Consider the following 25,993-nt stretch of genomic DNA (forward strand, 5'->3'; position numbering starts at 1 on the left):
AAAACGCCGGCGCATGCCGGCGTTTTTTATTACCGGATTCAAAGATTCTTTCGCGCCGGCACCAGCAGATTGCCGAACAGCAGCCCGGCCACCAGCGCCATCACGATATTGGTCACCGCCAGCAGCGCCGACTGCCCGCCGGGCACGTCGTGCTGCTGCACCAGGGTCAGCAGGCCGCGCAAGCTGGCGCTGCCGGGCACCAGCATGATGATCCCGGGCAGCCGGATCAGCGCGCCCGGCCGCTGCACCAGGCGACCGAACAGGTTGCCGGCCGCGGTCAACGACATCGCCGACAGGAAGATGCCGACCGGGCTGCCCCAGGCCTCGCCGGCGACGCGCGCGATCACGTAGCCGGCCACCGAGGCCGCCATCACCCACGGGTAGTCGCGGCCGCTGGCCTTGAACAGCAGCGCGAACGCATAGGCGGCGACCGGCAGCGAGGCCCATTCCACCCATCCCGCCTGCGGCCGCGACACGTGCGCCATCGGCTCCAGGCCCAGCAACTGCGCCAGGGTCACCGCGATCACCGCGCCCACGGTCAGCTTGAGGATGGTGGTGACCGCGCCGGCGAAGCGCGCGGTGCCCGACACCCAATGCTGGCTGGTGAGCTCGTTGACCGCATTGGTCAGCGCCATACCCGGCAGCAGCACCACCAGCGAGGCGATGATCACCGAGTTGAGGTTCAGCGGCGCCACCATGGTGGCCACCAGCGCCGCGACCACGCCGGCCAGCAGCGCCGCCAGGGCCTCGTTGGCCTCCTTGGCGGCCGGGCGTTTGTCGGTCAGTTGGGTCAGCGCGCCGATCAGCACGCCGATCGCGGTGGCGGTGGCGATGTCCAGCCACGGCAGCCGCCACAGCCCGGCCACGCCGGCCGCGGCCAGGCCGAAGCCCAGCACCTGCATCGCCATCCAGCGCCGTCCCGGCGGCTGGTCCAGCTGGCGCAACGCGGTGTGGCCCTGGGCCACGCTCATGCGCCCGCTGGCGACATCGTCGGCGATGCGGTCGGCGACGCTGAGCTTGTGCAGGTCGTTGTCGCCCGGCGCCAGACGCACCACGCGGGTGATGTCGCTGGAGCCGATCGCCTTGGTCGGATCGCTGAAGCTGAGGATCAGCCCGGTCGGGTTGGACCACGGCTCGCAGTCCAGGTCCAGCTGCTGCGCCAGGGCCACCACCGCAGCCTCCAGGCGCTGCGCGGTGGTGCCGTAGGTATGCAGGCGGCCGGCGATCTCGGAGACGAAGGCGATCCGCTGCGCATAGGTGGCGGTGGAGGACGGGCTGACGGTAGGCGCGACGGGCATGTCGGCTAGTATGGCGCCAACGCCGCGCGCAGCCACCCCGTCGCGCGCGATGACGTTGCGGCGCCGGCGAAACAGGTATGCTCGCGCCCGCACGCCCCGGACGCCCCATGATCGAACCGCAACCGCCCAGCCTCAGCCAAGACGAACGGGATCCCGCGCGGGTGCGGCTGTCCGGAAGCTGGACCCTGGCCACCGCGCTGGCCTCCTCGGACGTGCTGCGCACGATGCCGCCGGGCACCACCGGCATCGACGCCAGCGGCATCCTCCAATTGGATTCGGCCGGCGTGCTGCAGCTGATGCGCCACGCCACCCGCAACGGCATCGCCCACGAGGCGCTGGACTTCCGCCAGGATCACCGCGCGCTGGTCTCCACCATCGAGGACGTCGCCGACGACCGCCCCAAGCGCAAGCGCGACTACGGGTTCGCCGCGGCGCTGGAGCGCCTGGGCTACGCGGTGCACCGCAACGGCAAGGAGATCGTCGCCCTGGTCGGCTTCCTCGGCGAGACCCTGGTCAAGATGATGCGCCTGCTGCACGCGCCGCGGCGCTTCCGCCTGACCTCCACGGTGCATCACATGGAGCAGGTCGGGCTGGACGCGGTGCCGCTGGTGGCGCTGCTGTCGTATCTGGTCGGCGCGGTGATCGCGTTCCTGGGCTCGACCATCCTGCGCGACTTCGGCGCCGAGATCTATGTGGTGGAACTGGTCAGCATCGCCTTCCTGCGCGAGTTCGCGGTCCTGCTGACCGCGATCGTGCTGGCCGGACGCACCGCCAGCGCCTTCACCGCGCAGATCGGCGCGATGAAGGCGCGCGAGGAAGTGGATGCGATCCAGACCCTGGGCCTGGACCCGATGGACCTGCTGGTGATCCCGCGGCTGGTGGCACTGCTGGTGATGCTGCCGCTGCTGACCTTCGTGGCGATGATCGCCGGCCTGGCCGGCGGCGTCACCGTCGGCGCCTTCGACCTGGGCATCCCGCCGCAGATGTACCTGGCGCGCATGCACGAGACCATCCAGCTGCGGCACATGCTGGTCGGCCTGTCGAAGGCGCCGATCTTCGCCCTCGTGATCGGCCTGATCGGCTGCCTGGAAGGCCTGCGCGTGGAGGGCACCGCGCAATCGGTCGGCGAGCGCACCACCTCCAGCGTGGTGCAGACGATCTCGCTGGTGATCATCATCGACGCGATCGCCGCGCTGTGGTTCATGAACGTGGGGTGGTGACGTGAGGCCGGGACTGGGGAATCGGGAATCGGGAATGGGAAAAACCGGCTGCATTGGCGACGTCGGTCAGGAGTGCGTGCTTTGACGATTCCCGATTCCCCAGTCCCGATTCCCGGCCAGGAACTGGCCATCTCCGTCCGCGGCCTGGTCAACCGCTTCGGCAGCCAGACCGTGCACGAGGAACTGGACCTGGACGTGCGCCGCGGCGAGATCCTCGGCGTGGTCGGCGGCTCGGGCACCGGCAAGTCTGTGTTGATGCGCAGCATCCTCGGCCTGCGCACGCCCGATGCCGGACGCATCCACGTGCTCGGCGTGGATACCGACTCCAGGCGTCGCGAAGACCGCCTGCACGTGGAGCGCAACACCGGGGTGCTGTTCCAGGACGGCGCGCTGTTCTCCTCGCTGACCGTCGGCGAGAACGTGCAGGTGCCGCTGAAGGAACACTTCGGCGAGCTGCCCGACAGCTGGCACTACGAGCTGGCGCTGCTGAAGGTGAAGCTGGCCGGGTTGCCGGCCGATGCGCTCAACAAGCTGCCCTCGCAGCTGTCCGGCGGCATGCGCAAGCGCGCCGGGCTGGCGCGCGCGCTGGCGCTGGACCCGCCGCTGCTGTTCCTGGACGAACCCACCGCCGGCCTGGACCCGATCGGCGCGGCCGCCTTCGACCGGCTGATCCGCACCCTGCAGGAAGCGCTGGGCCTGACCGTGTTCCTCATCACCCACGACCTGGACACCTTGTACGCTATCTGCGACCGCGTCGCGGTCCTGGCCGACCGCAAGGTCATCGCCACCGCGCCGCTTTCCGAGATCGAGCAGGTCGACCACCCCTGGATCCAGGACTATTTCCACGGCCCGCGCGCGCGCGCGGCCCGCGACGCCAAAACCGCCTGGACCGAGAACGCCTGAGCCATGGAAACCAAAGCCAATTACGTCCTGATCGGCGCCTTCACCATCGTCGCCGGCTTCGCCCTGCTGCTGTTCGGGCTATGGGCCGCCAAGTACTCGTCCGACCGCACCTGGCAGGAGTACCGCGTGGTGTTCCGCGAAGCGGTCACCGGTCTGTCGGTCGGCAGCCCGGTGCAGTACAACGGCATCGCGGTCGGCTCGATCACCGAGCTGACCCTGGCGCCGAACGACCCGCGCCAGGTGGTGGCGCGGATCCGGCTGAACTCGACCACGCCGGTCAAGACCGACACCCGCGCCAAACTCGGCATCACCAGCCTGACCGGGCCGTCGATTATCCAGCTCTCCGGCGGCACCCCGGAGGCGCCGACGCTGACCTCGACCGATCCCAGCGACGCGCCGATCATCCAGACCACGCCCTCGGCGCTGCAGAACATCACCGATACCGCCAACCGCATCGTCGAGCGCCTGGACGAAGTGCTCAGCGACCGCAACGTGGCCAGCATCACCGCGACCCTGCACAACCTGGAAACGATCAGCGGTTCGCTGGCCGACCGCGACGAGGGCATGCAGTCGCTGATCCTCAGCGCGCGCGACGCCGCGCGCAATCTCGACGTGACCCTGAAGACCACCAACGGCACCATCCAGCGCCTGGACCAGAATCTGGTGCAGCAGCTGCCGCCGATCCTGGACAAGCTGGAAAGCACGCTGAGCAAGCTCGATTCGGCCTCCGGCAACGCCGACAAGATCCTGGGCGAGAACCGCGCGGCGATCAACAGCTTCGCCAACGACGGCCTGGGCCAGCTCGGCCCGACCCTGACCGAACTGCGCGGGCTGATCCGCGACCTGCGCCGGGTCAGCGACCGCCTCGACAACAATCCCGCGCGCTACCTGCTCGGCCGCGACGCCCCGAAGGAGTTCGAACCCAAATGAAGCCGACGCGCGCCCTCCTGCTGCTCGCCATCCCGGCCCTGCTGCTGCTCGCTGGCTGCTCCGCGCTGACCGGCGGCAGCAAGGACCCGGTGACCATCTACGCGCCCGACGTGCGGGTGCCGCCGGACCCGTCCTGGCCGCAGGTGACCTGGCAACTGGCGATCGCCAAACCCAGCGCGGCGCGCGTGGTCGACAGCCCGCGCATCGCGGTGCGTCCCACCCCGGGCGAACTGCAGGTGTACAGCGGGGTGAGCTGGGCACAGCCGGCCACCGACATGCTCGAGGACACCCTGGTGCGCGCGTTCGAGGATTCCGGGCGCATCCCTGGCGTGGCCCGGCTCGGCACCGGCATCCGCGCCGACTACAAGCTGGTGCTGGACCTGCGCCGTTTCGAATCGGACTACGCCGGCCGCGCGGTGCCGTCGGCGACGATCGAACTCAACGCCAAGCTGCTATATACGCCCGACCAGCGCGTGGTCGCCTCGCGCACCTTCCTGGCTGCGCAGCCGTCCGCCAGCACGGCGCAGGCGCAGGTGGCCGATGCCTTCGGCCAGGCGCTGTCGCAGGTGACCGGCCAGGTCGTCGGCTGGACCCTGCAACAAGGCCAGGCCGACGCGGCCACCGCGTTGGCGCCGGCGCCGACGGTCGCACCCGCACCGCGCCGCTGATCTAAAGCCCCTCTCCCCTCGGGAGAGGGGTTGGGGAGAGGGTCCGGCGCGAAAGCGTCTCGCGGAGTTGGGCGCACGAGGCTGCGCCCGTACCCTCATCCGCCCCTACGGGGCACCTTCCCCCGAAAAGGGGGCCATGGTCCCGAGGGGAGAAGGAAGCCGCTAACCCCTCTCCCACCGGAAGAGGGGTTGGGGTGAGGGTCCGACGCGAAAACGTCTCGCGGAGTGTGGACGCACGAGGCTGGGCCCGTACCCTCATCCGCCCCTGCGGGGCACCTTCTCCCGATGGGAGAAGGAAGCCGCTAGCCCCTCTCCCCTCGGGAGAGGGGTTGGGGTGAGGGTCCGGCGCGAAAGCGTCTCGCGGGGTGTGGGTGCACGAGGCTTCGCCCGCACCCTTATCCGCCCCTGCGGGCACCTTCCCCCAAAAAGGGAGCCATGGTCCCGAGGGGAGAAGGCATACGGCGTTCCTAGCCCACCGCGACCCTGCGAAACGTCAGATTGATCCGCTCGCCAACTGGTCTTGCGGTACGTGGCAAGGCATGTCGGTACAGGCGCTGGGTCTCGCCCCCCATCAGTAACAGGCCGCCGGAGGTCAACTCCAACGCCTGTCGTAGCGCCGGCTCCTGCCGATGGCGCAACGCGAAGCGGCGCGTAGCCCCCAGACTCAACGATGCGATCAGCGGCCGCGGGCCGAGTTCCTTTTCGTCGTCGCTGTGCCAGCCCATCGCATCGCGGCCATCGCGATAACGGTTGGCGAGCACGCTGTTGAACGCCACGCCGGTTTCGGCTGCCAATCGCGCGCGCAACGGCAGCAGCGCTTGCGGCCATGGATGCGGCGCGAAACGGGTGCCGGAATAGCGGTAACTGGCCTGCGCATCGCCGATCCAGCAGCTCAGCCGCGGCGAATCGACCAGCCGCCCGAACAGGCGGATGCGATGCACTTCCCACTCCACCGTGTGCAGTAGTTGGGCGAACAGGGCGGCGGCCTCCGCCTGCGCCAACCAGCCGGGGAGCCAGCGGACCTCGGCGCCAGGCAGATCGAGTTGCATCGCGCCACGCTACCACGCCCGCGCCCACCATACGCCAGCGTGCGGAATTTGCCCCTTCACGCGCAAAGCCTGAAAATGCGGGCAGCCAGATCGAGCCAACGGGAGCGGACCAAATGACGGGAACGGAGGGCGGCGCCAGCGCGCCGGAGCCAGTGGAGCGCGACGTCATGGAGTACGACGTCGTCACCGTCGGCGCGGGCCCGGCCGGATTGGCGTTCGCGATCCGGCTCAAGCAGCTCAACCCCGACATCTCGGTCTGCGTGATCGAGAAGGCCAGCACGGTCGGTGCGCAGATCCTGTCCGGCGCGGTCATCGAACCGGCGCCGCTGGACGCGCTGCTGCCGGGCTGGCGCGACAACCCGCCGCCGATCTGTGTCCCCGCCGGCGAGGACGAGTTCTGGCACCTGAGCAAGGACGGCGGACGCAAGTTCCCGATCGTGCCGCCGGGCATGCGCAACCACGGCAACTTCATTGTCAGTTTGGGCGCGCTGTGCGCATGGCTGGCGCCGCAGGCCGAGGCGCTGGGCGTGGAGATCTACCCCGGATTTGCCGCGGCCGAGACCCTGCATGCCGACGACGGCACCGTGCTCGGCGTGCGCATCGGCGACATGGGCGTGGCCAAGGACGGATCGCACAAGCCCGGCTACACCCCCGGCATCGACATCCGCGCCAAGGTCACGGTGCTGGCCGAGGGCGCGCGCGGGCACCTGACCAAGCGCCTGGTCAAGCGCTTCGCGCTGGACGCCGATAGCGATCCGCAGGCCTACTCGATCGGCATCAAGGAGCTGTGGCAGTTGCCCGAGGGCCGCGTCAGCCCCGGCAAGATCGTGCACACCCTGGGCTGGCCGGCCGACAGCAAGACCTACGGCGGCAGCTTCCTGTACCACCTGGAGAACAACCAGGTGGCGCTGGGCTACGTCAGCGGCCTGGACTACCACGACCCCGAATACCGCCCGTGGGAGGCCTTCCAACAGTGGAAGAACCACCCGATGATGAAGGCGCTGCTGGAAGGCGGCACCATCCTCTCGGCCGGCGCGCGCGCCATCGCCAGCGGCGGCTGGCAGTCGCTGCCGAAGGTGGAGATGCCCGGCGCGCTGCTGATCGGCGACACCGCCGGCCTGCTCAACGTGCCCAAGATCAAGGGCACCCACCAGGCGATCCGCAGCGGCATGCTGGCCGCCGAACACCTCGCCGCCGGCGCCGCGCTCGACCCGACCGGCTTCGACGCGCGCCTGCGCGGTTCGGAGGTGATGGCCGAACTGCGCCAGGTGCGCAACATCAAGCCCGGCTTCAAGAAGGGCCTGTGGTTCGGTCTGCTCAACGGCGCCTGGGAAACCCTGGTCAAGGGCGCCTCGCCGTGGACGCTGAAGGTCGGCGCCGACTGGAAGAGCCTGGACCGGCTGGGCGAGCACGAGCAGCCCAAGCGCGACTACGTGCAGCGCGAGCTGGCCCCCCGCGACCGCCTGCAGGGCGTGTACTTCGCCGCCACCGAGCACGACGAGGACCAGCCGGTGCATCTGCACGTGCTCGATCCGCAGATCTGCGTGACCCGCTGCACCGCGGAATACGGCAACCCCTGCACGCGCTTCTGCCCGGCGGCGGTGTACGAGATCGTGGACGACGCGGCCGGCAAGCGCCTGCAGATCAACGCCGCCAACTGCGTGCACTGCAAGACCTGCGACATCAAGGATCCCTACGCGATCATCGACTGGGTCACGCCGGAAGGCGGCTCCGGGCCGAACTACCAGAACCTGTGAGCGCAGGCCTGCCCGCGCGCCTGAAGACCGCGCTGTTCCTGACGCTGCGTGCCGGCTTCCGTGCCCTGCCCCTGGCGCCAGCGCAGCGCGACCGCCTACGCGCGCGCTTCCTGGAGCGCCATGCGGATCTGGTCCCGCCCCCGCCGCGCGGCCGCGACGCTGCCGGGCACGGCGAACGCCGGCCGCGCGCGCGCGCCGACGAGCGTGCGATCGGCTACGTGCCCTCGCAGCAGGCGCCGTTGCCTACGCCGCTGCCGGCCACCGTCGTAGCGTTCTACCTGCCGCAGTTCCATCCGATCCCGGAGAACGACGCCTGGTGGGGCGCCGGCTTCACCGAATGGCGCAACGTCACCCGCTCGCTGCCGCAGTTCGAGGGGCACGTGCAGCCGCGGCTGCCGGCGGACCTCGGGTTCTACGACCTGCGCAATCCGCACAGCATGCGGCAGCAGGTGGTGCTGGCGAAGCAGTACGGCGTCGGCGCGTTCTGCTTCTACTTCTACTGGTTCGGCGGCAGGACCTTGCTGGAGACGCCGCTGCGGCAGTGGCTGGACGATCCGACACTGGATCTGCCGTTCTGTCTTTGCTGGGCCAACGAACAATGGTCGCGGCGCTGGGACGGCCGAGGCGACGACGTACTGATGGCGCAGGCGCACAGCGCGCAGGACGACCTGGACTTCATCGCGCACGTCGCCGACTACCTGCGCGACCCGCGCTGTCTGCGCGTGGACGGCCGGCCGATGCTGCTGGTGTACCGCCCACACCTGCTGCCCGACCCGCAGGCCACCGCCACGCGTTGGCGCGATTGGTGCCGAGCGCACGGCATCGGCGAACTGCACCTGGCCTACGTGCAGGGTTTCGAGCGGCCGGACCCGCGCGACATCGGTTTCGACGCGGCGGTCGAGTTCCCGCCGAACATGAGCAATCCGCGCTCGCTGGCCGCCGACCAGCAACTGCTCAATCCCGACTACAGCGGCGCCGTGCTGGATTGGCGCGCCCTGGCCGCGGAGATCGCCGCGCGCCCGCTGCCCGACTATCTGCTGTATCCGGGCGTCAACCCGGGCTGGGACAACGAAGCACGCCGCCCAGGTGCCGGTCGCGTGTACCTGCACGCGTCACCGCGCGGCTACGAGGACTGGATGCGCACCACCATCCATACCCGGCTACAGGGTCGCCGCGCCGAGCAGCGTCTGGTGTTCGTCAACGCCTGGAACGAATGGGCCGAAGGCGCGGTGCTGGAGCCGGATGCGCGGCTGGGCCATGCCTATCTCGACGCCACCGGCCGCGCGCTGGCGCCGCGGCCGGTGCGCGACACGACGCCGCACGCGATCGTCCACGCGTGGTATCCGGACGTGCTGCCCGAACTGCTGGCGCAACTGGCCGCAAGCGCCCTGCCCTGGCGCCTGCTGGTCACCACCGCGCCCGACCAGGCCGATGCGGTGCGGGCGCACCTGCGCGCGTGCGCGTTGCCGTCCGAGCTGATGGTGCTGGAGAACCGCGGCCGCGACATCCTGCCGTTCCTGCACGCCGCCGAGCGGCTGCTGCGCGACGGCGTGGACGTGGTGCTGAAACTGCATACCAAGCGCAGCACCCATCTTCCCAACGGCGATGCCTGGCGCTCCGAGCTGCTGCAACGCCTGGCCGGCGCCGACCGCGCCGCGCGCGTGTTGCAGGCCTTCGCGCAGGAGCCTGCGCTCGGCCTGGTCGCGCCCGAAGGCCATCTGCTGCCGCTGGCCGAATTCTGGGGCGGCAACCGCGCGGCCGCCGACTATCTGCTGCGCCGGACCGGCCACAGCGACGCACGCCTGGAGCAGGCGCAGTTCGTCTCCGGCAGCATGTTCTGGGTCCGCCTGGACGCGCTGCGGCCGCTGCTGGACAGCGGCCTGTGCCCGTCGGAATTCGAGGCGGAGCAAGGGCAGCTCGATGCCACCCTGGCGCATGCGGTGGAGCGGCTGGTGGCGCCGCTGGCCGAGCGCGTCGGCTATCGGGTCACCACCGCGGCCGACCTGCTCGGCCAGCCACCGCCGGCAGCCACCGACTACGCCTACGCGCAGCGCAGCGCCTGAGCGGCGCCGACACGGCGCTTACGCGCGCCGGAACGGCACGCCGGTCTTGGCGACCAGTTCGGCCTCGTCCACGCCCTCGGCGGTTTCCACCAGCAGCAGGCCGCTGTCGGTGACGTCGAACACCGCCAGGTCGGTGATGATGCGGTCGACCACGCCGACGCCGGTCAGCGGCAGATCGCAGGCCGGCAGGATCTTGTGGCTGCCGTCCTTGGCGACGTGTTCCATCAGCACGACCACGCGCTTGACCCCGGCCACCAGGTCCATCGCGCCGCCCATGCCCTTGACCATCTTGCCCGGCACCATCCAGTTGGCCAGGTCGCCCTTCTCGCTGACCTGCATCGCGCCGAGGATGGCCAGGTCGATATGGCCACCGCGGATCATCGCGAAGGAGTCGTGGCTGCCGAAGTAGCTGGCGCCGGCGCGGGCGGTGACGGTCTGCTTGCCGGCGTTGATCAGGTCGGCGTCGACCTCGTCCTCGCTGGGGAACGGGCCGATGCCGAGCAGGCCGTTCTCCGATTGCAGCCACACGTCCACGCCATCGGGGATGTGGTTGGCGACCAGGGTCGGCAGGCCGATACCCAGGTTCACGTAGGCGCCGTCGGTGAGTTCGCGGGCGGCGCGCTGCGCCATTTCGTCGCGGGTCCAGGCCATGTCAGGCGTCCTTCTGGCGCAGGGTGCGCTGTTCGATGCGTTTTTCGGGATGCGGGTTGTGCACGAGGCGGTCGACGTAGATACCGGGCAGATGCACCTGGTCCGGGTCGATGCTGCCGGTCTCCACGATCTGCTCGACCTCGGCGATGCAGAGCTTGCCGGCCATCGCGCAGGCCGGGTTGAAATTGCGCGCGGTCTTGCGGAACACCAGGTTGCCGGCGGCATCGGCCTTCCACGCCTTGACCAGCGCCAGGTCGGCGCGCAGCGCGGTCTCCAGCACGTAGTGCTTGCCGTCGAATTCGCGGGTCTCCTTGCCCTCGGCCACCACCGTGCCGTAGCCGGTGGCGGTGAAGAACGCGGGGATGCCCGCGCCGCCGGCACGCAGGCGTTCGGCCAGAGTGCCCTGCGGATTGAATTCCAGTTCCAGTTCGCCGGCCAGGTACTGGCGCTCGAACTCCTTGTTCTCGCCGACGTAGGACGAAATCATCTTGCGGATCTGCCGGGTGGCCAGCAATTGGCCCAGGCCGAAACCATCGACGCCGGCGTTGTTGGAGATCACGGTCAGGCCACTGGCGCCCGAGTCGCGCAAGGCCGCGATCAGCGCCTCGGGAATGCCGCACAGGCCGAAACCGCCGACCGCCAGGGTCTGGCCATCGGCGACCACATCGGCCAGCGCCGTGGCCGCATCGGGGAAAAGCTTGCCGCGTCGCCCGGTCGCCCGGGTAGAGGTGTCGCTCATTCGCCAGCTCCGCATCGGAAGTAGACAAGTAGTTTAGCCGCTCGCCGCGCGCGGCCCGCTGCGCACTGCCGCAATGACCGATTAAGGGCCGGAACGTTACACTCGAGGTTCCCCCATGCAAGGTCCCTCCCTATGTCGCTTCCCGCATTCAAGGCCTACGACATCCGCGGCCGCGTTCCCGACGAATTGAACGAGGACTTGGCCCGCCGCATCGGCGTGGCATTGGCGGGACAGTTGCAGAGCGGCCCGGTCGTGGTCGGCCACGACGTGCGCCTGGCCAGCCCCGCGCTGCAGGCGGCGCTGTCGGCCGGCCTGCGCGCCAGCGGCCGCGAGGTCATCGACATCGGCCTGTGCGGCACCGAGGAGGTCTACTTCCAGACCGACCACCTGAAGGCGGCCGGCGGGGTGATGGTCACCGCCAGCCACAACCCGATGGACTACAACGGTATGAAGCTGGTGCGCGAGAACGCGCGCCCGATCAGTTCCGACACCGGCCTGTTCGCGATCCGCGACACGGTGGCCGCCGACACCGCGCCGGCCGTCGCGCCGACCGCCGCCGAGCATCATCGTCCGGACAAGAGCGCGTATATCGAACACCTGCTCAGCTACGTGGACCGCAGCACGCTCAAGCCGCTGAAGCTGGTGGTCAACGCCGGCAACGGCGGCGCCGGCGCCATCGTCGACCTGCTGGCGCCGCACCTGCCGTTCGAATTCGTGCGCGTGTTCCACGAGCCGGACGGCAACTTCCCCAACGGCATCCCCAACCCGCTGCTGCCCGAGAACCGCGACGCCACCGCCAAGGCGGTGAAGGACCATGGCGCGGACTTCGGCATCGCCTGGGACGGCGACTTCGACCGCTGCTTCTTCTTCGACGAGAACGGCCGCTTCATCGAAGGCTATTACCTGGTCGGCCTGCTGGCGCAAGCGATCCTGGCCAAGCAGCCGGGCGGCAAGGTGGTGCACGATCCGCGCCTGACCTGGAACACGATCGAGCAGGTCGAGGAGGCCGGCGGCATTCCGGTGCTGTGCAAGAGCGGCCATGCCTTCATCAAGGAGAAGATGCGCAGCGAGAACGCCGTGTACGGCGGCGAGATGAGCGCGCACCACTACTTCCGCGAATTCGCCTACGCCGACTCGGGGATGATCCCGTGGCTGCTGATCGCCGAACTGGTCTCGCAATCCGGCCGCTCGCTGGCCGACCTGGTCGAGGCGCGCATGCAGAAGTTCCCGTGCAGCGGCGAGATCAACTTCAAGGTCGCCGACGCCAAGGCGGCGGTGGCGCGGGTGATGGAGCACTTCGCCTCGCATGCGCCGGCGCTGGACTACACCGACGGCGTCAGCGCCGAATTCGCCGACTGGCGCTTCAACCTGCGCAGTTCCAACACCGAACCGCTGCTGCGCCTGAACGTGGAAACGCGTGGCGATGCGGCCTTGCTGGAAGCGCGTACGCAGGAGATTTCCGAACTGTTGCGCGGCTGATCCTTTCCTCCCCCTAGACGCACTATGGAGTTCCCCCGCCCATGAGCGACGTCCTTCCCATCATCCTGTCCGGCGGTTCCGGCACCCGTCTGTGGCCGCTGTCGCGCGAGTCCTATCCGAAGCAGTTCCTGCCGCTGGTCGGCGAGCAGAGCATGCTGCAGGCCACCTGGCAGCGCGCGGCGCCGGTCGCCGCGCACGCGCCCATCGTGGTCGCCAACGAGGAGCATCGCTTCGTCGCGGCCGAGCAGTTGCAGCAGATCGGCGTGACACCGCATGCGATCCTGCTCGAACCCAAGGGCCGCAACACCGCGCCGGCGATCGCCGTGGCGGCGCTGGAGGCCTCGCGCGACGGCGCCGACCCGTTGTTGCTGGTCCTGCCGTCGGATCACGTGATCGGCGACGAAGCGGCGTTCCAGGCAGCGGTGCGCCTGGCCGCCGCGGCGGCCGAGCAAGGCAAGCTGGTGACCTTCGGGATCAAGCCGACCGCGCCGGAAACCGGCTACGGCTACATCAAGGCCGCCACCGGCGACGGCGCGCGCGCGGTCGAGCGCTTCGTCGAAAAGCCCGACCTGGCGACCGCGCAGACCTACCTGGCCTCCGGCGAGTACTACTGGAACAGCGGCATGTTCCTGTTCCGCGCCTCGCGCTACCTGGAAGAACTGCGCAAGTTCCAGCCGGCGATCGCCGATGCCTGCACCACGGCATGGCAGGCCGCCAAGCGCGATGCCGACTTCACCCGCCTGGACAAGGACGCCTTCGCCGCCAGCCCCTCCGACTCCATCGACTACGCGGTGATGGAGAAGACCGCCGACGCGGTGGTGGTGCCGCTGGATGCGAAATGGAGCGACGTCGGTTCCTGGTCGGCGCTGCTGGATGTATCGCCGCAGGACGCCAACGGCAACGCACACCACGGCGACGTGATCGAGATCGACTGCCGCAACACCTACGCCTACGGTTCGCGCCTGATCGCGATGGTGGGACTGCAGGACGTGGTGGTGGTGGAGACCGACGATGCGGTGCTGGTCGGGCACCGCGAGCGCATCCAGGAAGTGAAGGACATCGTCGGCAAGATCAAGGCCAGTGGCCGTTCCGAAGCCACCTGGCACCGCAAGGTGTACCGTCCGTGGGGCGCCTACGATTCGATCGACAACGGCCAGCGTTTCCAGGTCAAGCGCATCACGGTCAAGCCCGGCGCCACGCTGAGCCTGCAGATGCATCACCACCGCGCCGAGCACTGGATCGTGGTCAGCGGCACCGCCGAGGTCACCCGTGGCGACGAGGTGCTGCTGCTCACCGAGAACCAGAGTACCTACATCCCGCTGGGTGTGACCCATCGCCTGAAGAACCCGGGCAAGTTGCCGCTGGAACTGATCGAGGTGCAGTCCGGCAGCTACCTGGGCGAGGACGACATCGTGCGCTTCGAGGACACCTACGGACGCACCTGAATCCGGCGCAGGCCGCACACGCAAAGAGCCGGGCACTGCCCGGCTCTTTGTTTTTCCGCTGCGCGGCGTGCTACCGCGCGCGCCGCGTCAGGTCGCCGGCGACGTCGCAGCGAGTTCGCCGATGACCTGGCGCAGGCCGTCGCGCCACTGCGGCAACTCGAGCGCGAAATCGCGCTGCAGGCGGGACACGTCCAGCCGCGAATAGGCCGGACGCTTGGCCGGCGTCGGATACTCCGCGGTGGTGATCGGCAGCACCCGCGGCGCACGCAGCAACAGGCCCGCGGCCACCGCCTCGGCGAAGATCGCCTCGGCGAAGCCGTGCCAGGTGGTCTCGCCGGCCGCGGTCAGGTGCCAGGTGCCGGACGGCAGCGTCGCGCGCTGCGCCAGCACGCGCGCGGTGACATCGGCGATCAGCGCCGCCGGGGTCGGCGTGCCGACCTGGTCGGCGACCACCCGCAGTTCGTCCCGGTCGGCACCGACGCGCAGCATGGTGCGCAAGAAATTGGTCCCGTGCGCGGCGTACACCCAGGCCGTGCGGAAGATCAGGTGCTGCGCGCCGGAGGCGCGGATCGCCTCCTCGCCGGCCAGCTTGGTGGCCCCGTACACGCCCAGCGGCGCGGTCGGTGCGTCCTCGCGATAGGGTTGCGTGCCCTGGCCGTCGAACACGTAGTCGGTGGAGTAATGCACCAGCGGTACGCCATGCGCAGCGCACCAGGCGGCGATCGTCGCCGGCGCCTCGGCATTGGCGCGATGCGCCGCCTCGGCGTCCTGTTCGGCGCGATCGACCGCGGTGTAGGCGGCGGCGTTGACCACCGCCGTCGGCCGCAGCCGGTCCAGCAGCTCGACCAGGGTCTGCGGCTGGTCGAAATCGGCGCGCTCGCAGGCGCCGCCGTCCGGCAACCGGCCGCTGCGCGTGGTCGCGATCACCGGCCCCTGCTCGGCCAGCGCGCGCAGCAGCTCCTGGCCGACCTGGCCGTTGCCGCCGAAGACCAGCACGCTCATGCCTGATAGACCGGCAGACGCTCGACCGGGATATCGGCCAGGAACGGCGCGACGGCATCCTTCGCCGACAGCAGCGGTTCGGCGATCGGCCAATCCACGCCGATCGCGGCATCGTCCCAGCGCACGCCGGCGTCGGCTTCCTTCACGTAGACATCGGTGCACAGATAGCTGAATACCGCGCGTTCCGAGAGCACGGCGAAGCCGTGGGCGAAGCCTTCCGGAATCCAGAACTGCTTCTTGTTCTCCGCGCTCAGCACCACCGCGGCCCAGCGCCCAAAGTGCGGCGAGCCATGGCGGATGTCGACGGCGACGTCGTACACCTCGCCCTCCAGCACGCTGACCAGCTTGCCCTGCGGCCGCGGCCACTGGTAGTGCAGGCCACGCAGCACGCCCTTGGCCGAGGTGGAGACGTTGCTCTGCACGAACTTGGTGGGCAGCCCGTGCGCGCCGAAACGCTCGGCGTTCCAGGTCTCGAAGAAGTAGCCACGCGCGTCGCCGAACACCGCCGGCTCGATCACCACGCAGCCGGGCAGATTGGTTTCAATCACTTTCACGGAACGGATCCTCGGACAGCCAGTTCATGCAGGTATTTGCCGTAATCGTTCTTCAGCAGCGGAGCGGCAAGTTTCTCCAGCTGCGCCGCATCGATCCATCCCTGCCCGAAGGCGATCTCTTCCGGGCAGCACACCTGCAGGCCCTGGCGCGACTGGATGGTCTCGATGAAGTTCGACGCTTCGTGCAGCGACTGGTGGGTGCCGGTGTCCAGCCAGGCATAACCGCGGCCCAGCGCTTCCAGGTGCAGTTCGCCGGCTTCCAGGTAACGGCGGTTGAGATCGGTGATCTCCAGTTCGCCGCGCGGCGAGGGCTTCAGTTCCGCCGCATGGTCGCTGGCCTGGCCATCGTAGAAATACAACCCGGTGACCGCGTAGTTGGAGCGCGGCTTGGCCGGCTTTTCCTCGATGTCGATGACCTTGCCAGCCGCGTCGAACTCGGCCACGCCGTAGCGCTCGGGGTCGTTGACCCAGTAGCCGAACACGGTGGCGCCCTGTTGCCGCGCATCGGCGCGGCGCAGGGTCTCGGTCAGGCCGTGGCCGTGGAAGATGTTGTCGCCCAGCACCAGGCAGCTCGGCTTGCCGGCGACGAAGTCGCGGCCGATCAGGTAGGCCTGGGCCAGCCCGTCCGGGCTCGGCTGCACCGCGTACCGGATGTCCATGCCCCACTGCGCGCCATCGCCCAGCAGCGCCTGGAACAGCGCCTGCTCGTGCGGGGTGTTGATGATCAGCACCTCGCGGATGCCGGCCAGCATCAGCACGCTGAGCGGGTAGTAGATCATCGGCTTGTCGTACACCGGCAGCAGCTGCTTGCTGACGCCCTTGGTGATCGGATACAGCCGCGTGCCGGAGCCGCCAGCGAGGATGATGCCCTTGCGTTGTGTCATGAGGTGCTTCCTAGTGACGTCCGCACGTGGAGGTGCGGACTCTTGCAATGGACGCGCGTTATGCCGCGGTGCCGATCCGTTCCAGCCGATAGCTACCGTCGAGCACGCCCTGCACCCAGTCCTGATGGCTCAGATACCAGTCCACGGTGAGCGCGATGCCCTGTTCGAACGTGTATTTCGGTTCCCAGCCCAGGTCGTTCTTCAGCTTGGACGCGTCGATCGCGTAGCGGCGGTCGTGGCCGGGGCGGTCGGCGACGTAGGTGATCTGGCTGGCGCGCGGCTTGCCGTCTTCGCGCGGACGCCGCGCGTCGAGCAGCGCGCAGATCGCCTGCACCACCTCGATGTTCTGCTTCTCGGAGTTGCCGCCGACATTGTAGGTCTCGCCGACCTTGCCCTTGGCCAGCACGGTGCGGATCGCCTCGCAGTGGTCGCCGACGAACAGCCAGTCGCGCACCTGCTTGCCGTCGCCGTACACCGGCAGCGGCTCGCCGGCCAGCGCCTTGGCGATCACCAGCGGGATGAGCTTTTCGGGGAAGTGGTACGGGCCGTAGTTGTTGGAGCAGTTGGTGGTCAGCACCGGCAGGCCGTAGGTGTGGTGGAACGCGCGCACCAGGTGGTCGGAGGCGGCCTTGGACGCCGAATACGGCGAGTTCGGCGCATACGGCGTGGTCTCGCTGAACTTGCCGGTCTCGCCGAGCGTGCCGTAGACCTCGTCGGTGGACACGTGCAGGAAGCGGAATGCGTCGCGGCGGCCGTCCGGCAGCGCCTTCCAGTGGTCGCGCACCGCCTCGAGCAGGCCGAGCGTGCCGACCACGTTGGTCTGGATGAAGGCGCCGGGACCGTCGATCGATCGGTCCACGTGGCTTTCGGCGGCGAAATTGACCACGGCGTCGGGCTGGTGCTCGGCCAGCAGGCGGCTCACCAGGTCGCGGTCGCCGATATCCCCGTGCACGAACACGTGGTCGGGATTGCCTTCCAGCGACGCCAACGTGTTCAGGTTGCCGGCATAGGTCAGGGCATCGAGGTTGATCACACGGATGCCGCGCGCCACCGCCTCGAGCACGAAATTACCGCCGATGAAACCGGCGCCGCCGGTCACGAGCCAAGTCGCCACTGTGTGTCTCTCCTGATTCGGCGCCGCGGCGCCTGCTGTCCAAACCGCACAGGATATACGCTTTATATGAACCGGTCGTGGTGGCCGCGCGGGACGATCGCGGCCCGCGCCTGCGCCAACCATACGCCCTCGCATGGTCTTCCGCAGCCGGTTAGAATTCCCCACTGCCCCGCGCCAGCCGCCGCGGCCGGGCCTTCCCGCACTGCTGAAGGATCTCGTACAAGATGAAAATCCTCGTCGCCTACAAGCGCGTGGTGGACTACAACGTCCGCATCCAGGTCAAGCCGGACGGCTCCGGCGTCGTGACCGAGGGCGTCAAGCTCTCCGCCAACCCGTTCGACGAAATCGCCCTGGAAGAGGCGCTGCGCCTGCGCGACGCCGGCATCGCCAGCGAGGTGGTGGTGGCCACCATCGCCCCGGCCGACGCCGCCGCGCACCTGCGCAACGGCCTGGCGATGGGCGCCAACCGCGCCATTCACGTGGTCGCCGACGCGGCGATCCAGCCGCTGACCGCCGCGCGCACCCTGCTCAAGCTGGTCGAGCAGGAGCAGCCGGACCTGGTGATCCTGGGCAAGCAGGCGATCGACGACGACGCCAACCAGACCGGGCAGATGCTGGCCACGCTGTGGGGCCGTCCGCAGGCGACCTTCGCCGGCAAGCTGGTGGTGGCCGACGGCAAGGCGACGGTCACGCGTGAAGTCGACGCCGGCCTGGAGACCCTGGAAGTGGACCTGCCGGCGGTGGTCACCACCGACCTGCGCCTGAACGAGCCGCGCTTCATCAAGCTGCCGGACATCATGAAGGCCAAGAGCAAGCCGTTGCAGACGCTGGCCTTCGCCGACCTGGGCGTGGAGGCCAACGACAGCCTCACCACCACCCACTACGCCCCGCCGGCCAAGCGCAGCCGCGGCGTGATGGTCAAGGATGCCGCCGAACTGGTGGCCGCACTCAAGCAGAAGGGGCTTTTGTGATCGTCCCTGATCAAGAGCCCGGCCATCCATGGCCGGACTTCTCAATGCCGAAGCTCGCATCTTCCAGCGCCCCACGTTTGAAAGGACACTGTGATGTCTAAAATCCTCATCGTCGCCGAACACCTCAACGGGCAGCTCAACGCCGCCACCGCCAAGTGCGTCAGCGCTGCGCAGGCCCTGTCGCCCGAGGCCATCGACATCGTGGTGCTGGCCGCCGATCCGGCGGCGGTCGCCGCGCAGGCCGCGCAGATCGCCGGCGTCGCCCGGGTCCTCACTGTCGCCAATCCCGCCAACGCACACGCCATCGCGCAGGTGCTGGGCCCGCAGATCGCCGCCCTGGCGAAGGGCTACAGCCACGTGTTCGGCCCCTCCACCACCTTCGGCAAGGACCTGATGCCGGTGGTGGCCGCCCTGCTCGGCGTCAACCAGATCTCCGACCTGATGGCGGTGGACGGCGACTACGCGTTCAAGCGTCCGATCTACGCCGGCAACGCCATCATCAGCGTGCAGGCGCCGGCCGATCAGATCGTGGTCGCCACCGTGCGCAGCGCGTCCTGGCAGGAAGCGGCGCAGGGCGGCAACGCGGCGGTCGAAGCGGCCAGCGTGGACGCGGCGCTGCCGAGCCACACCCGCTTCGTCGGCCTGGCCGCCGGCAAGTCCGACCGCCCCGACCTGCAGAGCGCCAAGCGCGTGGTCTCCGGCGGCCGCGGCGTGGGGTCCGCGGACAACTTCAAGCACATCTACAGCCTGGCCGACAAGCTCGGCGCGGCGGTCGGCGCCTCGCGCGCGGCGGTGGACGCCGGCTATGTGCCGAACGAACTGCAGGTCGGCCAGACCGGCAAGATCATCGCGCCGGAGCTGTACGTGGCGGTCGGCATCTCCGGTGCCATCCAGCATCTGACCGGCATCAAGGACGCCGGCACCATCGTCGCGATCAACAAGGACCCGGAATCGCCGATCTTCGAGATCGCCGATATCGGGTTGGTCGGTGACTTGTTCACCTTGTTGCCGGAGTTGGAAAAGGCGCTGGGCTGACGCGGGGCGGTAGCAATGAGTCCGCTGCCGCCTTCCGGTCACGACGGCGTGCAGGTGCCACGACGGCGCATGGATCACCTTGCCATGTTCGTGCTGCTATTGAGCGCGGGCTATGTCGCAGCGCTGTTTTGGCTGGACCGCGGCAACGGCACCTTCTCGCGGCTGAGCGAGGTCGCCAACCTGATGGCGCTGGCCACAGTGCCCGTCACCGCCAGTTACCTGTTCCGGTACTGGCGCTGGCGCTGGTTGCTGCGGCGCTACGGCCATCAGGTCCCGTTCGCCGCCGGGTTGGCCGGTTATCTGGCCGGTTTCGCGCTGACCGCGACACCTGGCAAGGCCGGCGAACTGCTGCGTATCCGCTATTTCGCCAGGCTGGGTGTGCCGGCGCGACGGACCATCGCTGTGTTCGTGTTCGAGCGCGCGTCCGACCTGTTGGTGATCCTGTCGCTGTCCTTGTTGGCGGCGCCGGTGTTTCCCACATTGGGCGTTTTGGCGGCCGTGGTGCTGGCCTTCGTGGGCCTGTTGTTCGGCGCGGCCGCCTGGCCGCCGCTGCTGAACAGGCTGACGGATCTGGCCGGTCGGCTCCCTGGCCGCTGGCTGCAGCGGCCGGCGCAGTTCGCGCTGGCAGCAGCGAAGGAGGTGCGTGGCTGCCTCGGCCTTCGCCAGTTCGGGCAGAGCATGTTCGCGGGGTTGATGGCCTGGGGCCTGACCTCGGCGGTGTTCGTGGGGCTGTGCCTGGGGATGGGACTGGACCTCGATCCCAGTGTGGCGTTCGGAATCTACCCGCTGGCGATGCTGGTCGGCGCACTGTCCTTCGTACCAGGCGGTGTCGGCACCACCGAACTTGCGATCGTGCTGATGCTCGACCGCCTCGGTATCGCCACCGCGGACGCGGTCGCGGTGGCGGTGGCCGCACGCCTGGTCACGCTGTGGTACGCCATTCTGGTCGGGGCACTGGCGATGATCCGCGCCGAACTCCTGCCCCGCGACGAGAGCACCTGATCCACTGGGTATAATCGCGGCCCGCCATGGATCGCCAGGCCCTCGAATGCCCGCCCCCTCCCCCAGCTCCCTGCCCCAACTCCCGGTAGTTTCGGGGCGCGCCCTGTGCGTGGATCTGGACGGGACCCTGCTGAACTCGGATATTCTCTACGAGTCGGTACTCGCACTGCTGGCACGCAACCCGCTGTACCTGTTCATGCTGCCGCTATGGCTGCTGCGTGGAAAGGCGGCGCTGAAGCGAGAACTGGCGTCGCGCGTCTCTTTGCCTGCCGAAACCCTGCCCTACAACGAAAAGGTTCTGGAGCTGCTGCGCACCACGACGCAGCGCCCGCGGGTGCTGTGCACGGCCTCGGACGCCCTGCTGGTCAAGCCGATCGCGGATTATCTCGGCCTGTTCGAACAGGTGATCGCCAGCGACGGCAAACGCAATCTCTCCGGGCGCAACAAGGCCGATGTCCTGGTCGACGCGTTCGGCACCGGCAATTTCGACTATGCCGGCAACGGCACGGTGGACCTGCATGTCTGGGAAAAGGCCGGCGGTGCCTGGGTGGTCAACAACGGTGCCGCGCTCAGCAGGGCCGCCGCGCAGCGCACCACGGTGCACGCGCATTGGCCCGCACCGCCGCGTGGCCGCGCTTGGCTGAAGGCGCTGCGGTTGCATCAGTGGCTGAAGAACCTGCTGGTCTTCGTCCCACTGCTGACCGCGCACCGCTTCCTGGACCCGGAGTCGGTCCTCCAGGCGGCGATCGCGCTGATCGCATTCGGGTTGTGCGCCTCCGGCGTGTACGTGCTGAACGATCTGCTCGATCTCACGCCAGACCGCCAACACCTGCGCAAGCGCCGGCGCCCGTTTGCCGCTGGCCAGATTCCCTTGCTGCATGGCCTGTTCGCCGCTCCGGTACTGACCCTGGGCGGACTCGCGCTGTCGCTGGCCTGCAACCTGGAATTCACCCTGGTGCTGTTGGCCTACTACGTGATGACGCTGGCGTACTCGTTGCGCCTGAAGCGGATCGTGATGATCGATGTGGTCCTGTTGGCCGCGCTGTACACGGTGCGCATCATCGGCGGCGCGATGGCGATCGGCGTCGAACTATCGTTCTGGCTGCTCGCGTTCTCGATGTTCATGTTCCTGTCGCTAGCCCTGCTCAAGCGCTATACGGAACTGCACGCGATGCTGAACACTGGCAGGACCAAGGCCAGCGGGCGTGCCTACTCGGTGGAGGACCTGTCCCTGCTGCAATCGATGGGTGCCGCCTCCGGCTACATCGCGGTGATGGTGATGGCGCTGTACATCAATAGTCCCGCGAGCGTGGCGCTGTATCGCCACCCGCAGGTGCTGTGGTTGATCTGCCCGGTGCTGCTGTATTGGGTGAGCCGAGTCTGGGTGATCGCGCACCGCGGCGACATGCACGACGACCCCATCGTGTTCGCCGCCACCGACAGGGTCAGCCAGATAGTGGTCGCGCTATGCGGGCTGTTCGCGCTGAGCGCGATCTGATGGCGGACGCGGGGCAAGCCTGGGGGCGCTATCCGAAGGCCACGCAGGTGTTGCTGCCGGTCGGCGATCGGGCGGCGGCGCTGCCTCCGTTCGACGGTCGCGCGCTCCCGCGCGGCAACGGCCGCAGCTATGGCGACAGCTGCCTGAATCCGGACGGCACCCTGCTGTGCGCGCGCAGCCTGGACCGGTTCATCGGATTCGATCCGGCAACCGGCCTGCTGCACTGCGAAGCCGGGGTCACATTGGCCGAGATCATCGACCTGGCCTTGCCGCAGGGCTGGTTCCTGCCGGTCACTCCAGGTACGCGCTACGTCACCGTGGGCGGGGCCATCGCCAACGACGTGCACGGCAAGAACCACCACCGCACCGGCAGCTTCGGCCACCATGTGCGCGCCTTCGAGTTGCTGCGCAGCGACGGCGCGCGCCGCGTGTGCACCCCCGACGATGATGCCGAAGGCTGGTTCGCCGCCACCGTCGGCGGCCTGGGATTGACCGGTCTCATCACCTGGGTGCAGCTCCAGTTGCGCCGGGTCGCGAGCGCCGCCCTGGAGACGGAGAACATCCGCTTCGGCTCGCTGGACGAGTTCTTCGCCTTGTCGGCAGCGTCTGCAGACACCCATGAATACAGTGTCGCCTGGATCGACTGCCTGGCCAGCGGCCGCGCGCGCGGCCGTGGCCACTTCACCCGCGCCGACCATTGCCAGGGCTTGCCGGACGAACGCCCCAAGCCCCCCGGCGCGGGTCTGCCCATGCCGCTGACGCCGCCGTTCTCCTTGGTCAACCAACTGTCGCTGCGGCCGTTCAACGCGCTGTACTTCTGGCGCCAGCCCGCGCCGCGCAAACGCTTCGTCAGCCACTTGCTGCCGTTCTTCTATCCGCTGGACGGCATCCGCAACTGGAACCGCATGTACGGCCCGGCTGGCTTTCTGCAGTACCAGTGCGTCCTGCCGCCGGCCGCCGCCCGAGACGGGGTGGACGCATTGTTGGCGGAGATCGCGCGCAGCGGCAGCGGCTCGTTCCTGGCGGTACTGAAGGAATTCGGCGCAGCGCGTTCGCTCGGCATGCTGTCGTTTCCCCGGCCAGGCACCACCCTCGCACTGGATTTCCCCAATAGCGGCCCGGAGGTGTTCCGGCTGCTGGAGCGGCTGGACCGCATCGTCGACGCGGCCGGCGGCGCTCTGTACCCTGCCAAGGACGCGCGGATGAGCGCAGCCTCGTTCCAGCGCGCCTACGGCCGCTGGCGGGAATTCACTGAGTATCTAGATCCACGCTTTTCTTCCGGCTTCTGGCGCCGGGTCACGGAGTAGACATGCAACGCGTCCTCATCATCGGCGCCACCTCGGCCATCGCCGAAGCCACTGCCCGACGCTATGCCGCACGTGGCGCGGCGATCCATCTGCTCGGCCGCCAGGCCGCGCGCCTGGACGCGATTGCGGCCGACCTGTCCGTGCGCGGCGCCAAGGCCAGCACGGGCGTGCTCGACGTCAACGACGGCGCGCGCCACGGCGAAGTGTTCGACACCGCATGGGCGGCATTGGGCGGCGTGGACGTCGTCCTGATCGCCCATGGCACCCTGCCGGATCAGGCTGCCTGCGACGCCTCGGTCGAGCTTTCGTTGCGCGAATTCGCCACCAACGGCACCTCCACGATCGCACTGTGCGCTGCACTGGCACCGCGTCTGGCGGCTGGCGCGACGCTGGCGGTGATCTCGTCGGTGGCTGGCGATCGCGGCCGCGCCAGCAACTATCTGTACGGCAGCGCCAAGGCCGCGGTCAGCGCCTACCTGAGCGGCCTCGGCCAGCGCCTACGACCGGCCGGGATCAACGTCCTCACGATCAAGCCGGGCTTCGTCGACACGCCGATGACCGCCGCCTTCAAGAAGGGGGCGTTGTGGGCCAAGCCCGACCAGATCGCCCAGGGCATCGTGCGCGCCGTCGATCGCCGCCGCGCCGTTGCGTACCTGCCTGGATTCTGGTGGGCCATCATGATGGTGATCAAGAACATCCCAGAGTTCGTTTTTCGTCGTATTTCTCTGTAACCACCCCGTCCACCAAGGAAGTGCTGAGATGCCTGATATCGACCAAGATCTCGATGTGCTCTACCAACATCGGTTCCCCAAAGAAGAACTCGCCAACAAGAACCGGATCTGGCAAGTGCTGTGCAGGCAATATTTCAGCCGATTCGTCGGGCCGAATGAAACCGTGGTGGACATCGGCGCGGGCTACTGCGAGTTCATCAACAACATCCAGGCCGCGAACAAGATTGCCGTCGATCTCAATCCCGACGTGCGCAAGTTCGCCGCCGACGGCATCCGCATCATCAACGAATCGTGCGTCGCGGTCAGCTCCATCCCCAGTGCCAGCGTCGATGTCGTATTCATGAGCAACTTCCTCGAGCACCTGCCGAGCAAGGACCTGGTGCTGCAGACGCTGCGGGAGAGCGCGCGCATGCTCAAGCCGGGCGGCAGGGCGATCATCCTGCAACCCAATATCCGCTTCCTGTACGCCGAATACTGGGATTACTTCGACCACCACACCGCGTTGAGCGACCGCAGTCTGGTCGAAGGCGTCTTGATGGCGGGGCTGGATCCGAAGGTGGTGATCCCCAAGTTCCTGCCCTATACCACCAAGAGCCGGCTGCCGCAGGCCCCCTGGCTGGTGTCGCTGTATCTGCGCATCCCGCTCGCCTGGCACATTCTTGGCAAGCAGGCGCTGGTCGTCGCGTACAAGCGCGGCTGATCCTTCATTCACTGTTTCCGAGTCCGTCCATGGCACAGAAAAGCGACAAGATCGTCTTGACCGGAGCCGCTGGCCTGGTGGGGCAAAACCTCATCGTCGAGATGAAGCAGCAGGGATATACGCAGTTGGTCGCCATCGACAAGCATGAACACAATCTCCAGATCCTGCGCAAGCTGCACCCGGACGTGACAACGGTACTGGCCGACCTCGCCGAACCCGGCGCGTGGACCGAAGCGTTCGCGGGCGCCCGCCTTGTGGTACAGCTGCATGCACAAATCACCGGCAAGTTCCGCGCCTTGTTCGACCGCAACAACCTGCAGGCGACCGAGCGCGTGCTGGAGGCCTGCATGGAGCATCGGGTTCCCTACATGGTGCACATCAGTTCGTCGGTGGTGAATTCGGTCGCCACCGATGACTACACCGAAACCAAGAAGCTGCAGGAAGCGCAGGTCCGCGCCAGCGGCATCGCGCATTGTGTATTGCGCCCCACGCTGATGTTCGGCTGGTTCGACCCGAAGCACCTTGGCTGGCTGTCGCGCTTCATGGCGCGCACCCCCGTGTTTCCGATCCCCGGCGATGGGAAGTTCATGCGCCAGCCGCTGTATGAGCGCGATTTCTGCCGCTGCATCGTCAAGTGCATCGAAACGGAGCCGGATGGCGCGGTGTACGACATTGTGGGCGATACGCGCGTGGACTACGTGGACATCATCCGCACCATCAAGCGGGTCAAGAAGTTGCATACGCTTATCGTGCATATCCCGATCGGCTTCTTCGCGCTCCTGCTGCGCACGTATTCGTTGTTCAGCAGCAAGCCTCCTTTCACCGCGGACCAGCTGAAAGCACTGAGCGCCGGCGATGATTTCAAGGGCGTCGACACCGAAGCGGTGTTCGGTGTGCGGCAGACGCCGTTCGAGGATGCGATCCGCGAGAGCTACACCGACCCACGCTACAGCCACATCGTGCTGCAGCGCTGACCAGACAAAGACAGACGGA

General features: G+C 68.3%; 24 protein-coding genes. 16 read left to right on the plus strand and 8 right to left on the minus strand.

The features are described from left to right. Positions 1–38 precede the first annotated feature (38 nt). Positions 39–1,298: a threonine/serine ThrE exporter family protein gene (locus AB3X07_RS19215; protein WP_369940370.1), complete on the minus strand. Its 1,260-nt coding sequence runs from the start codon at positions 1,296–1,298 to the stop codon at positions 39–41. A gap of 107 nt (positions 1,299–1,405) precedes the next feature. On the opposite strand from AB3X07_RS19215, the gene AB3X07_RS19220 reads away from it, so the two are divergent. From AB3X07_RS19220 to AB3X07_RS19235, 4 genes are all read left to right on the plus strand, one after another. Further along, a complete protein-coding gene (locus AB3X07_RS19220; protein WP_369940371.1) occupies positions 1,406–2,518 on the plus strand; it encodes an ABC transporter permease in 1,113 nt (370 codons plus the stop codon). Positions 2,519–2,599: 81 nt separating this feature from the next. Beyond that, complete coding sequence (locus AB3X07_RS19225; protein ID WP_369940372.1) at positions 2,600–3,421, plus strand: ABC transporter ATP-binding protein; 822 nt, start codon at positions 2,600–2,602, stop codon at positions 3,419–3,421. 3 nt (positions 3,422–3,424) lie between these two features. Further along, the gene (locus AB3X07_RS19230) at positions 3,425–4,351 is read left to right on the plus strand and encodes an MlaD family protein (RefSeq protein WP_369940374.1); all 927 of its coding nucleotides are present in this window, start codon (positions 3,425–3,427) and stop codon (positions 4,349–4,351) included. After that, the gene (locus AB3X07_RS19235) at positions 4,348–5,019 is read left to right on the plus strand and encodes an ABC-type transport auxiliary lipoprotein family protein (protein ID WP_369940376.1); all 672 of its coding nucleotides are present in this window, start codon (positions 4,348–4,350) and stop codon (positions 5,017–5,019) included. The genes AB3X07_RS19230 and AB3X07_RS19235 overlap by 4 nt, the downstream gene beginning before the upstream one ends. Before the next feature lie 467 nt (positions 5,020–5,486). Here the strand turns inward: AB3X07_RS19235 and AB3X07_RS19240 are convergent, their stop codons facing one another. Further along, positions 5,487–6,068, minus strand: a complete 582-nt coding sequence (locus AB3X07_RS19240) for an alpha-ketoglutarate-dependent dioxygenase AlkB family protein (protein WP_369940378.1) — start codon at positions 6,066–6,068, stop codon at positions 5,487–5,489. Between the two features lie 113 nt (positions 6,069–6,181). Between AB3X07_RS19240 and AB3X07_RS19245 the strand changes: the two genes are divergently transcribed. Then, positions 6,182–7,825: an electron transfer flavoprotein-ubiquinone oxidoreductase gene (locus AB3X07_RS19245; protein WP_369940380.1), complete on the plus strand. Its 1,644-nt coding sequence runs from the start codon at positions 6,182–6,184 to the stop codon at positions 7,823–7,825. Then, the gene (locus tag AB3X07_RS19250; protein WP_369940382.1) at positions 7,822–9,888 is read left to right on the plus strand and encodes a glycoside hydrolase family 99-like domain-containing protein; all 2,067 of its coding nucleotides are present in this window, start codon (positions 7,822–7,824) and stop codon (positions 9,886–9,888) included. Before AB3X07_RS19245 ends, AB3X07_RS19250 begins: the two co-directional genes overlap by 4 nt. Positions 9,889–9,906: 18 nt before the next feature. On the opposite strand, the gene AB3X07_RS19255 is transcribed toward AB3X07_RS19250, so the two are convergent. After that, a complete protein-coding gene (locus AB3X07_RS19255; RefSeq protein ID WP_369940384.1) occupies positions 9,907–10,539 on the minus strand; it encodes a CoA transferase subunit B in 633 nt (210 codons plus the stop codon). Position 10,540: 1 nt separating this feature from the next. Beyond that, positions 10,541–11,278, minus strand: a complete 738-nt coding sequence (locus AB3X07_RS19260) for a CoA transferase subunit A (RefSeq protein WP_369940386.1) — start codon at positions 11,276–11,278, stop codon at positions 10,541–10,543. A 132-nt stretch (positions 11,279–11,410) separates the two neighbouring features. Between AB3X07_RS19260 and AB3X07_RS19265 the strand changes: the two genes are divergently transcribed. Then, complete coding sequence (locus AB3X07_RS19265) at positions 11,411–12,757, plus strand: phosphomannomutase (protein WP_369940388.1); 1,347 nt, start codon at positions 11,411–11,413, stop codon at positions 12,755–12,757. A gap of 41 nt (positions 12,758–12,798) precedes the next feature. Next, positions 12,799–14,202, plus strand: coding sequence for a mannose-1-phosphate guanylyltransferase/mannose-6-phosphate isomerase (locus tag AB3X07_RS19270; protein ID WP_369940390.1), 1,404 nt, complete (start codon positions 12,799–12,801; stop codon positions 14,200–14,202). Between the two features lie 87 nt (positions 14,203–14,289). Here the strand turns inward: AB3X07_RS19270 and rfbD are convergent, their stop codons facing one another. Genes rfbD through rfbB form a run of 4 tightly spaced genes read right to left on the minus strand, consistent with a single transcriptional unit; the run spans position 14,290 to position 17,756 of the window. Next, positions 14,290–15,204 carry a dTDP-4-dehydrorhamnose reductase gene (gene rfbD, locus AB3X07_RS19275; protein WP_369940392.1) on the minus strand — a complete coding sequence of 305 codons (915 nt, stop codon included), beginning with the start codon at positions 15,202–15,204 and terminating at the stop codon, positions 14,290–14,292. After that, the gene (gene rfbC / locus AB3X07_RS19280; protein ID WP_369940394.1) at positions 15,201–15,758 is read right to left on the minus strand and encodes a dTDP-4-dehydrorhamnose 3,5-epimerase; all 558 of its coding nucleotides are present in this window, start codon (positions 15,756–15,758) and stop codon (positions 15,201–15,203) included. Before rfbC ends, rfbD begins: the two co-directional genes overlap by 4 nt. Beyond that, positions 15,755–16,642, minus strand: coding sequence for a glucose-1-phosphate thymidylyltransferase RfbA (gene rfbA, locus AB3X07_RS19285; protein WP_369940395.1), 888 nt, complete (start codon positions 16,640–16,642; stop codon positions 15,755–15,757). The genes rfbC and rfbA overlap by 4 nt, the downstream gene beginning before the upstream one ends. Positions 16,643–16,700: 58 nt before the next feature. Further along, positions 16,701–17,756 carry a dTDP-glucose 4,6-dehydratase gene (rfbB, locus tag AB3X07_RS19290; RefSeq protein WP_369940396.1) on the minus strand — a complete coding sequence of 352 codons (1,056 nt, stop codon included), beginning with the start codon at positions 17,754–17,756 and terminating at the stop codon, positions 16,701–16,703. Positions 17,757–17,980: 224 nt separating this feature from the next. Between rfbB and AB3X07_RS19295 the strand changes: the two genes are divergently transcribed. The 8 genes from AB3X07_RS19295 to AB3X07_RS19330 all read left to right on the plus strand — a co-directional run bounded on the left by AB3X07_RS19295 (position 17,981) and on the right by AB3X07_RS19330 (position 25,974). After that, the gene (locus AB3X07_RS19295) at positions 17,981–18,727 is read left to right on the plus strand and encodes an electron transfer flavoprotein subunit beta/FixA family protein (protein ID WP_010340209.1); all 747 of its coding nucleotides are present in this window, start codon (positions 17,981–17,983) and stop codon (positions 18,725–18,727) included. 93 nt (positions 18,728–18,820) lie between these two features. Further along, positions 18,821–19,762 (plus strand): electron transfer flavoprotein subunit alpha/FixB family protein, encoded by a 942-nt coding sequence (locus tag AB3X07_RS19300; protein WP_369940399.1) that lies wholly within the window; start codon positions 18,821–18,823, stop codon positions 19,760–19,762. Positions 19,763–19,777: 15 nt separating this feature from the next. Continuing rightward, positions 19,778–20,764 carry a lysylphosphatidylglycerol synthase transmembrane domain-containing protein gene (locus tag AB3X07_RS19305; RefSeq protein WP_369940400.1) on the plus strand — a complete coding sequence of 329 codons (987 nt, stop codon included), beginning with the start codon at positions 19,778–19,780 and terminating at the stop codon, positions 20,762–20,764. 109 nt (positions 20,765–20,873) lie between these two features. Continuing rightward, positions 20,874–22,262, plus strand: a complete 1,389-nt coding sequence (locus AB3X07_RS19310; protein WP_369940402.1) for a UbiA family prenyltransferase — start codon at positions 20,874–20,876, stop codon at positions 22,260–22,262. Next, complete coding sequence (locus tag AB3X07_RS19315; protein ID WP_369940403.1) at positions 22,262–23,569, plus strand: FAD-binding oxidoreductase; 1,308 nt, start codon at positions 22,262–22,264, stop codon at positions 23,567–23,569. The genes AB3X07_RS19310 and AB3X07_RS19315 overlap by 1 nt, the downstream gene beginning before the upstream one ends. Positions 23,570–23,571: 2 nt before the next feature. Beyond that, positions 23,572–24,300, plus strand: coding sequence for an SDR family oxidoreductase (locus AB3X07_RS19320; RefSeq protein WP_369940404.1), 729 nt, complete (start codon positions 23,572–23,574; stop codon positions 24,298–24,300). Between the two features lie 28 nt (positions 24,301–24,328). Beyond that, entirely contained in the window at positions 24,329–25,000 is a 672-nt protein-coding gene (locus AB3X07_RS19325) for a class I SAM-dependent methyltransferase (protein ID WP_369940406.1), read from the plus strand. Positions 25,001–25,029: 29 nt separating this feature from the next. Next, positions 25,030–25,974, plus strand: a complete 945-nt coding sequence (locus AB3X07_RS19330; RefSeq protein ID WP_369940408.1) for an NAD-dependent epimerase/dehydratase family protein — start codon at positions 25,030–25,032, stop codon at positions 25,972–25,974. Positions 25,975–25,993 lie beyond the last annotated feature (19 nt).

Origin of the sequence: Xanthomonas sp. DAR 35659 (genome assembly GCF_041242975.1) — a bacterium.
Taxonomy (GTDB): domain Bacteria; phylum Pseudomonadota; class Gammaproteobacteria; order Xanthomonadales; family Xanthomonadaceae; genus Xanthomonas_A; species Xanthomonas_A medicagonis.

Coding starts and splice junctions, on each gene's coding strand:
- AB3X07_RS19215 (WP_369940370.1), bottom strand. CDS start 1,298: ATGCCCGTCGCGCCTACCGTCAGCCCGTCCTCCACCGCCACCTATGCG.
- AB3X07_RS19220 (WP_369940371.1), top strand. CDS start 1,406: ATGATCGAACCGCAACCGCCCAGCCTCAGCCAAGACGAACGGGATCCC.
- AB3X07_RS19230 (WP_369940374.1), top strand. CDS start 3,425: ATGGAAACCAAAGCCAATTACGTCCTGATCGGCGCCTTCACCATCGTC.
- AB3X07_RS19235 (WP_369940376.1), top strand. CDS start 4,348: ATGAAGCCGACGCGCGCCCTCCTGCTGCTCGCCATCCCGGCCCTGCTG.
- AB3X07_RS19240 (WP_369940378.1), bottom strand. CDS start 6,068: ATGCAACTCGATCTGCCTGGCGCCGAGGTCCGCTGGCTCCCCGGCTGG.
- AB3X07_RS19245 (WP_369940380.1), top strand. CDS start 6,182: ATGACGGGAACGGAGGGCGGCGCCAGCGCGCCGGAGCCAGTGGAGCGC.
- AB3X07_RS19255 (WP_369940384.1), bottom strand. CDS start 10,539: ATGGCCTGGACCCGCGACGAAATGGCGCAGCGCGCCGCCCGCGAACTC.
- AB3X07_RS19260 (WP_369940386.1), bottom strand. CDS start 11,278: ATGAGCGACACCTCTACCCGGGCGACCGGGCGACGCGGCAAGCTTTTC.
- AB3X07_RS19265 (WP_369940388.1), top strand. CDS start 11,411: ATGTCGCTTCCCGCATTCAAGGCCTACGACATCCGCGGCCGCGTTCCC.
- AB3X07_RS19270 (WP_369940390.1), top strand. CDS start 12,799: ATGAGCGACGTCCTTCCCATCATCCTGTCCGGCGGTTCCGGCACCCGT.
- rfbD (WP_369940392.1), bottom strand. CDS start 15,204: ATGAGCGTGCTGGTCTTCGGCGGCAACGGCCAGGTCGGCCAGGAGCTG.
- rfbA (WP_369940395.1), bottom strand. CDS start 16,642: ATGACACAACGCAAGGGCATCATCCTCGCTGGCGGCTCCGGCACGCGG.
- AB3X07_RS19295 (WP_010340209.1), top strand. CDS start 17,981: ATGAAAATCCTCGTCGCCTACAAGCGCGTGGTGGACTACAACGTCCGC.
- AB3X07_RS19300 (WP_369940399.1), top strand. CDS start 18,821: ATGTCTAAAATCCTCATCGTCGCCGAACACCTCAACGGGCAGCTCAAC.
- AB3X07_RS19305 (WP_369940400.1), top strand. CDS start 19,778: ATGAGTCCGCTGCCGCCTTCCGGTCACGACGGCGTGCAGGTGCCACGA.
- AB3X07_RS19315 (WP_369940403.1), top strand. CDS start 22,262: ATGGCGGACGCGGGGCAAGCCTGGGGGCGCTATCCGAAGGCCACGCAG.
- AB3X07_RS19320 (WP_369940404.1), top strand. CDS start 23,572: ATGCAACGCGTCCTCATCATCGGCGCCACCTCGGCCATCGCCGAAGCC.
- AB3X07_RS19325 (WP_369940406.1), top strand. CDS start 24,329: ATGCCTGATATCGACCAAGATCTCGATGTGCTCTACCAACATCGGTTC.
- AB3X07_RS19330 (WP_369940408.1), top strand. CDS start 25,030: ATGGCACAGAAAAGCGACAAGATCGTCTTGACCGGAGCCGCTGGCCTG.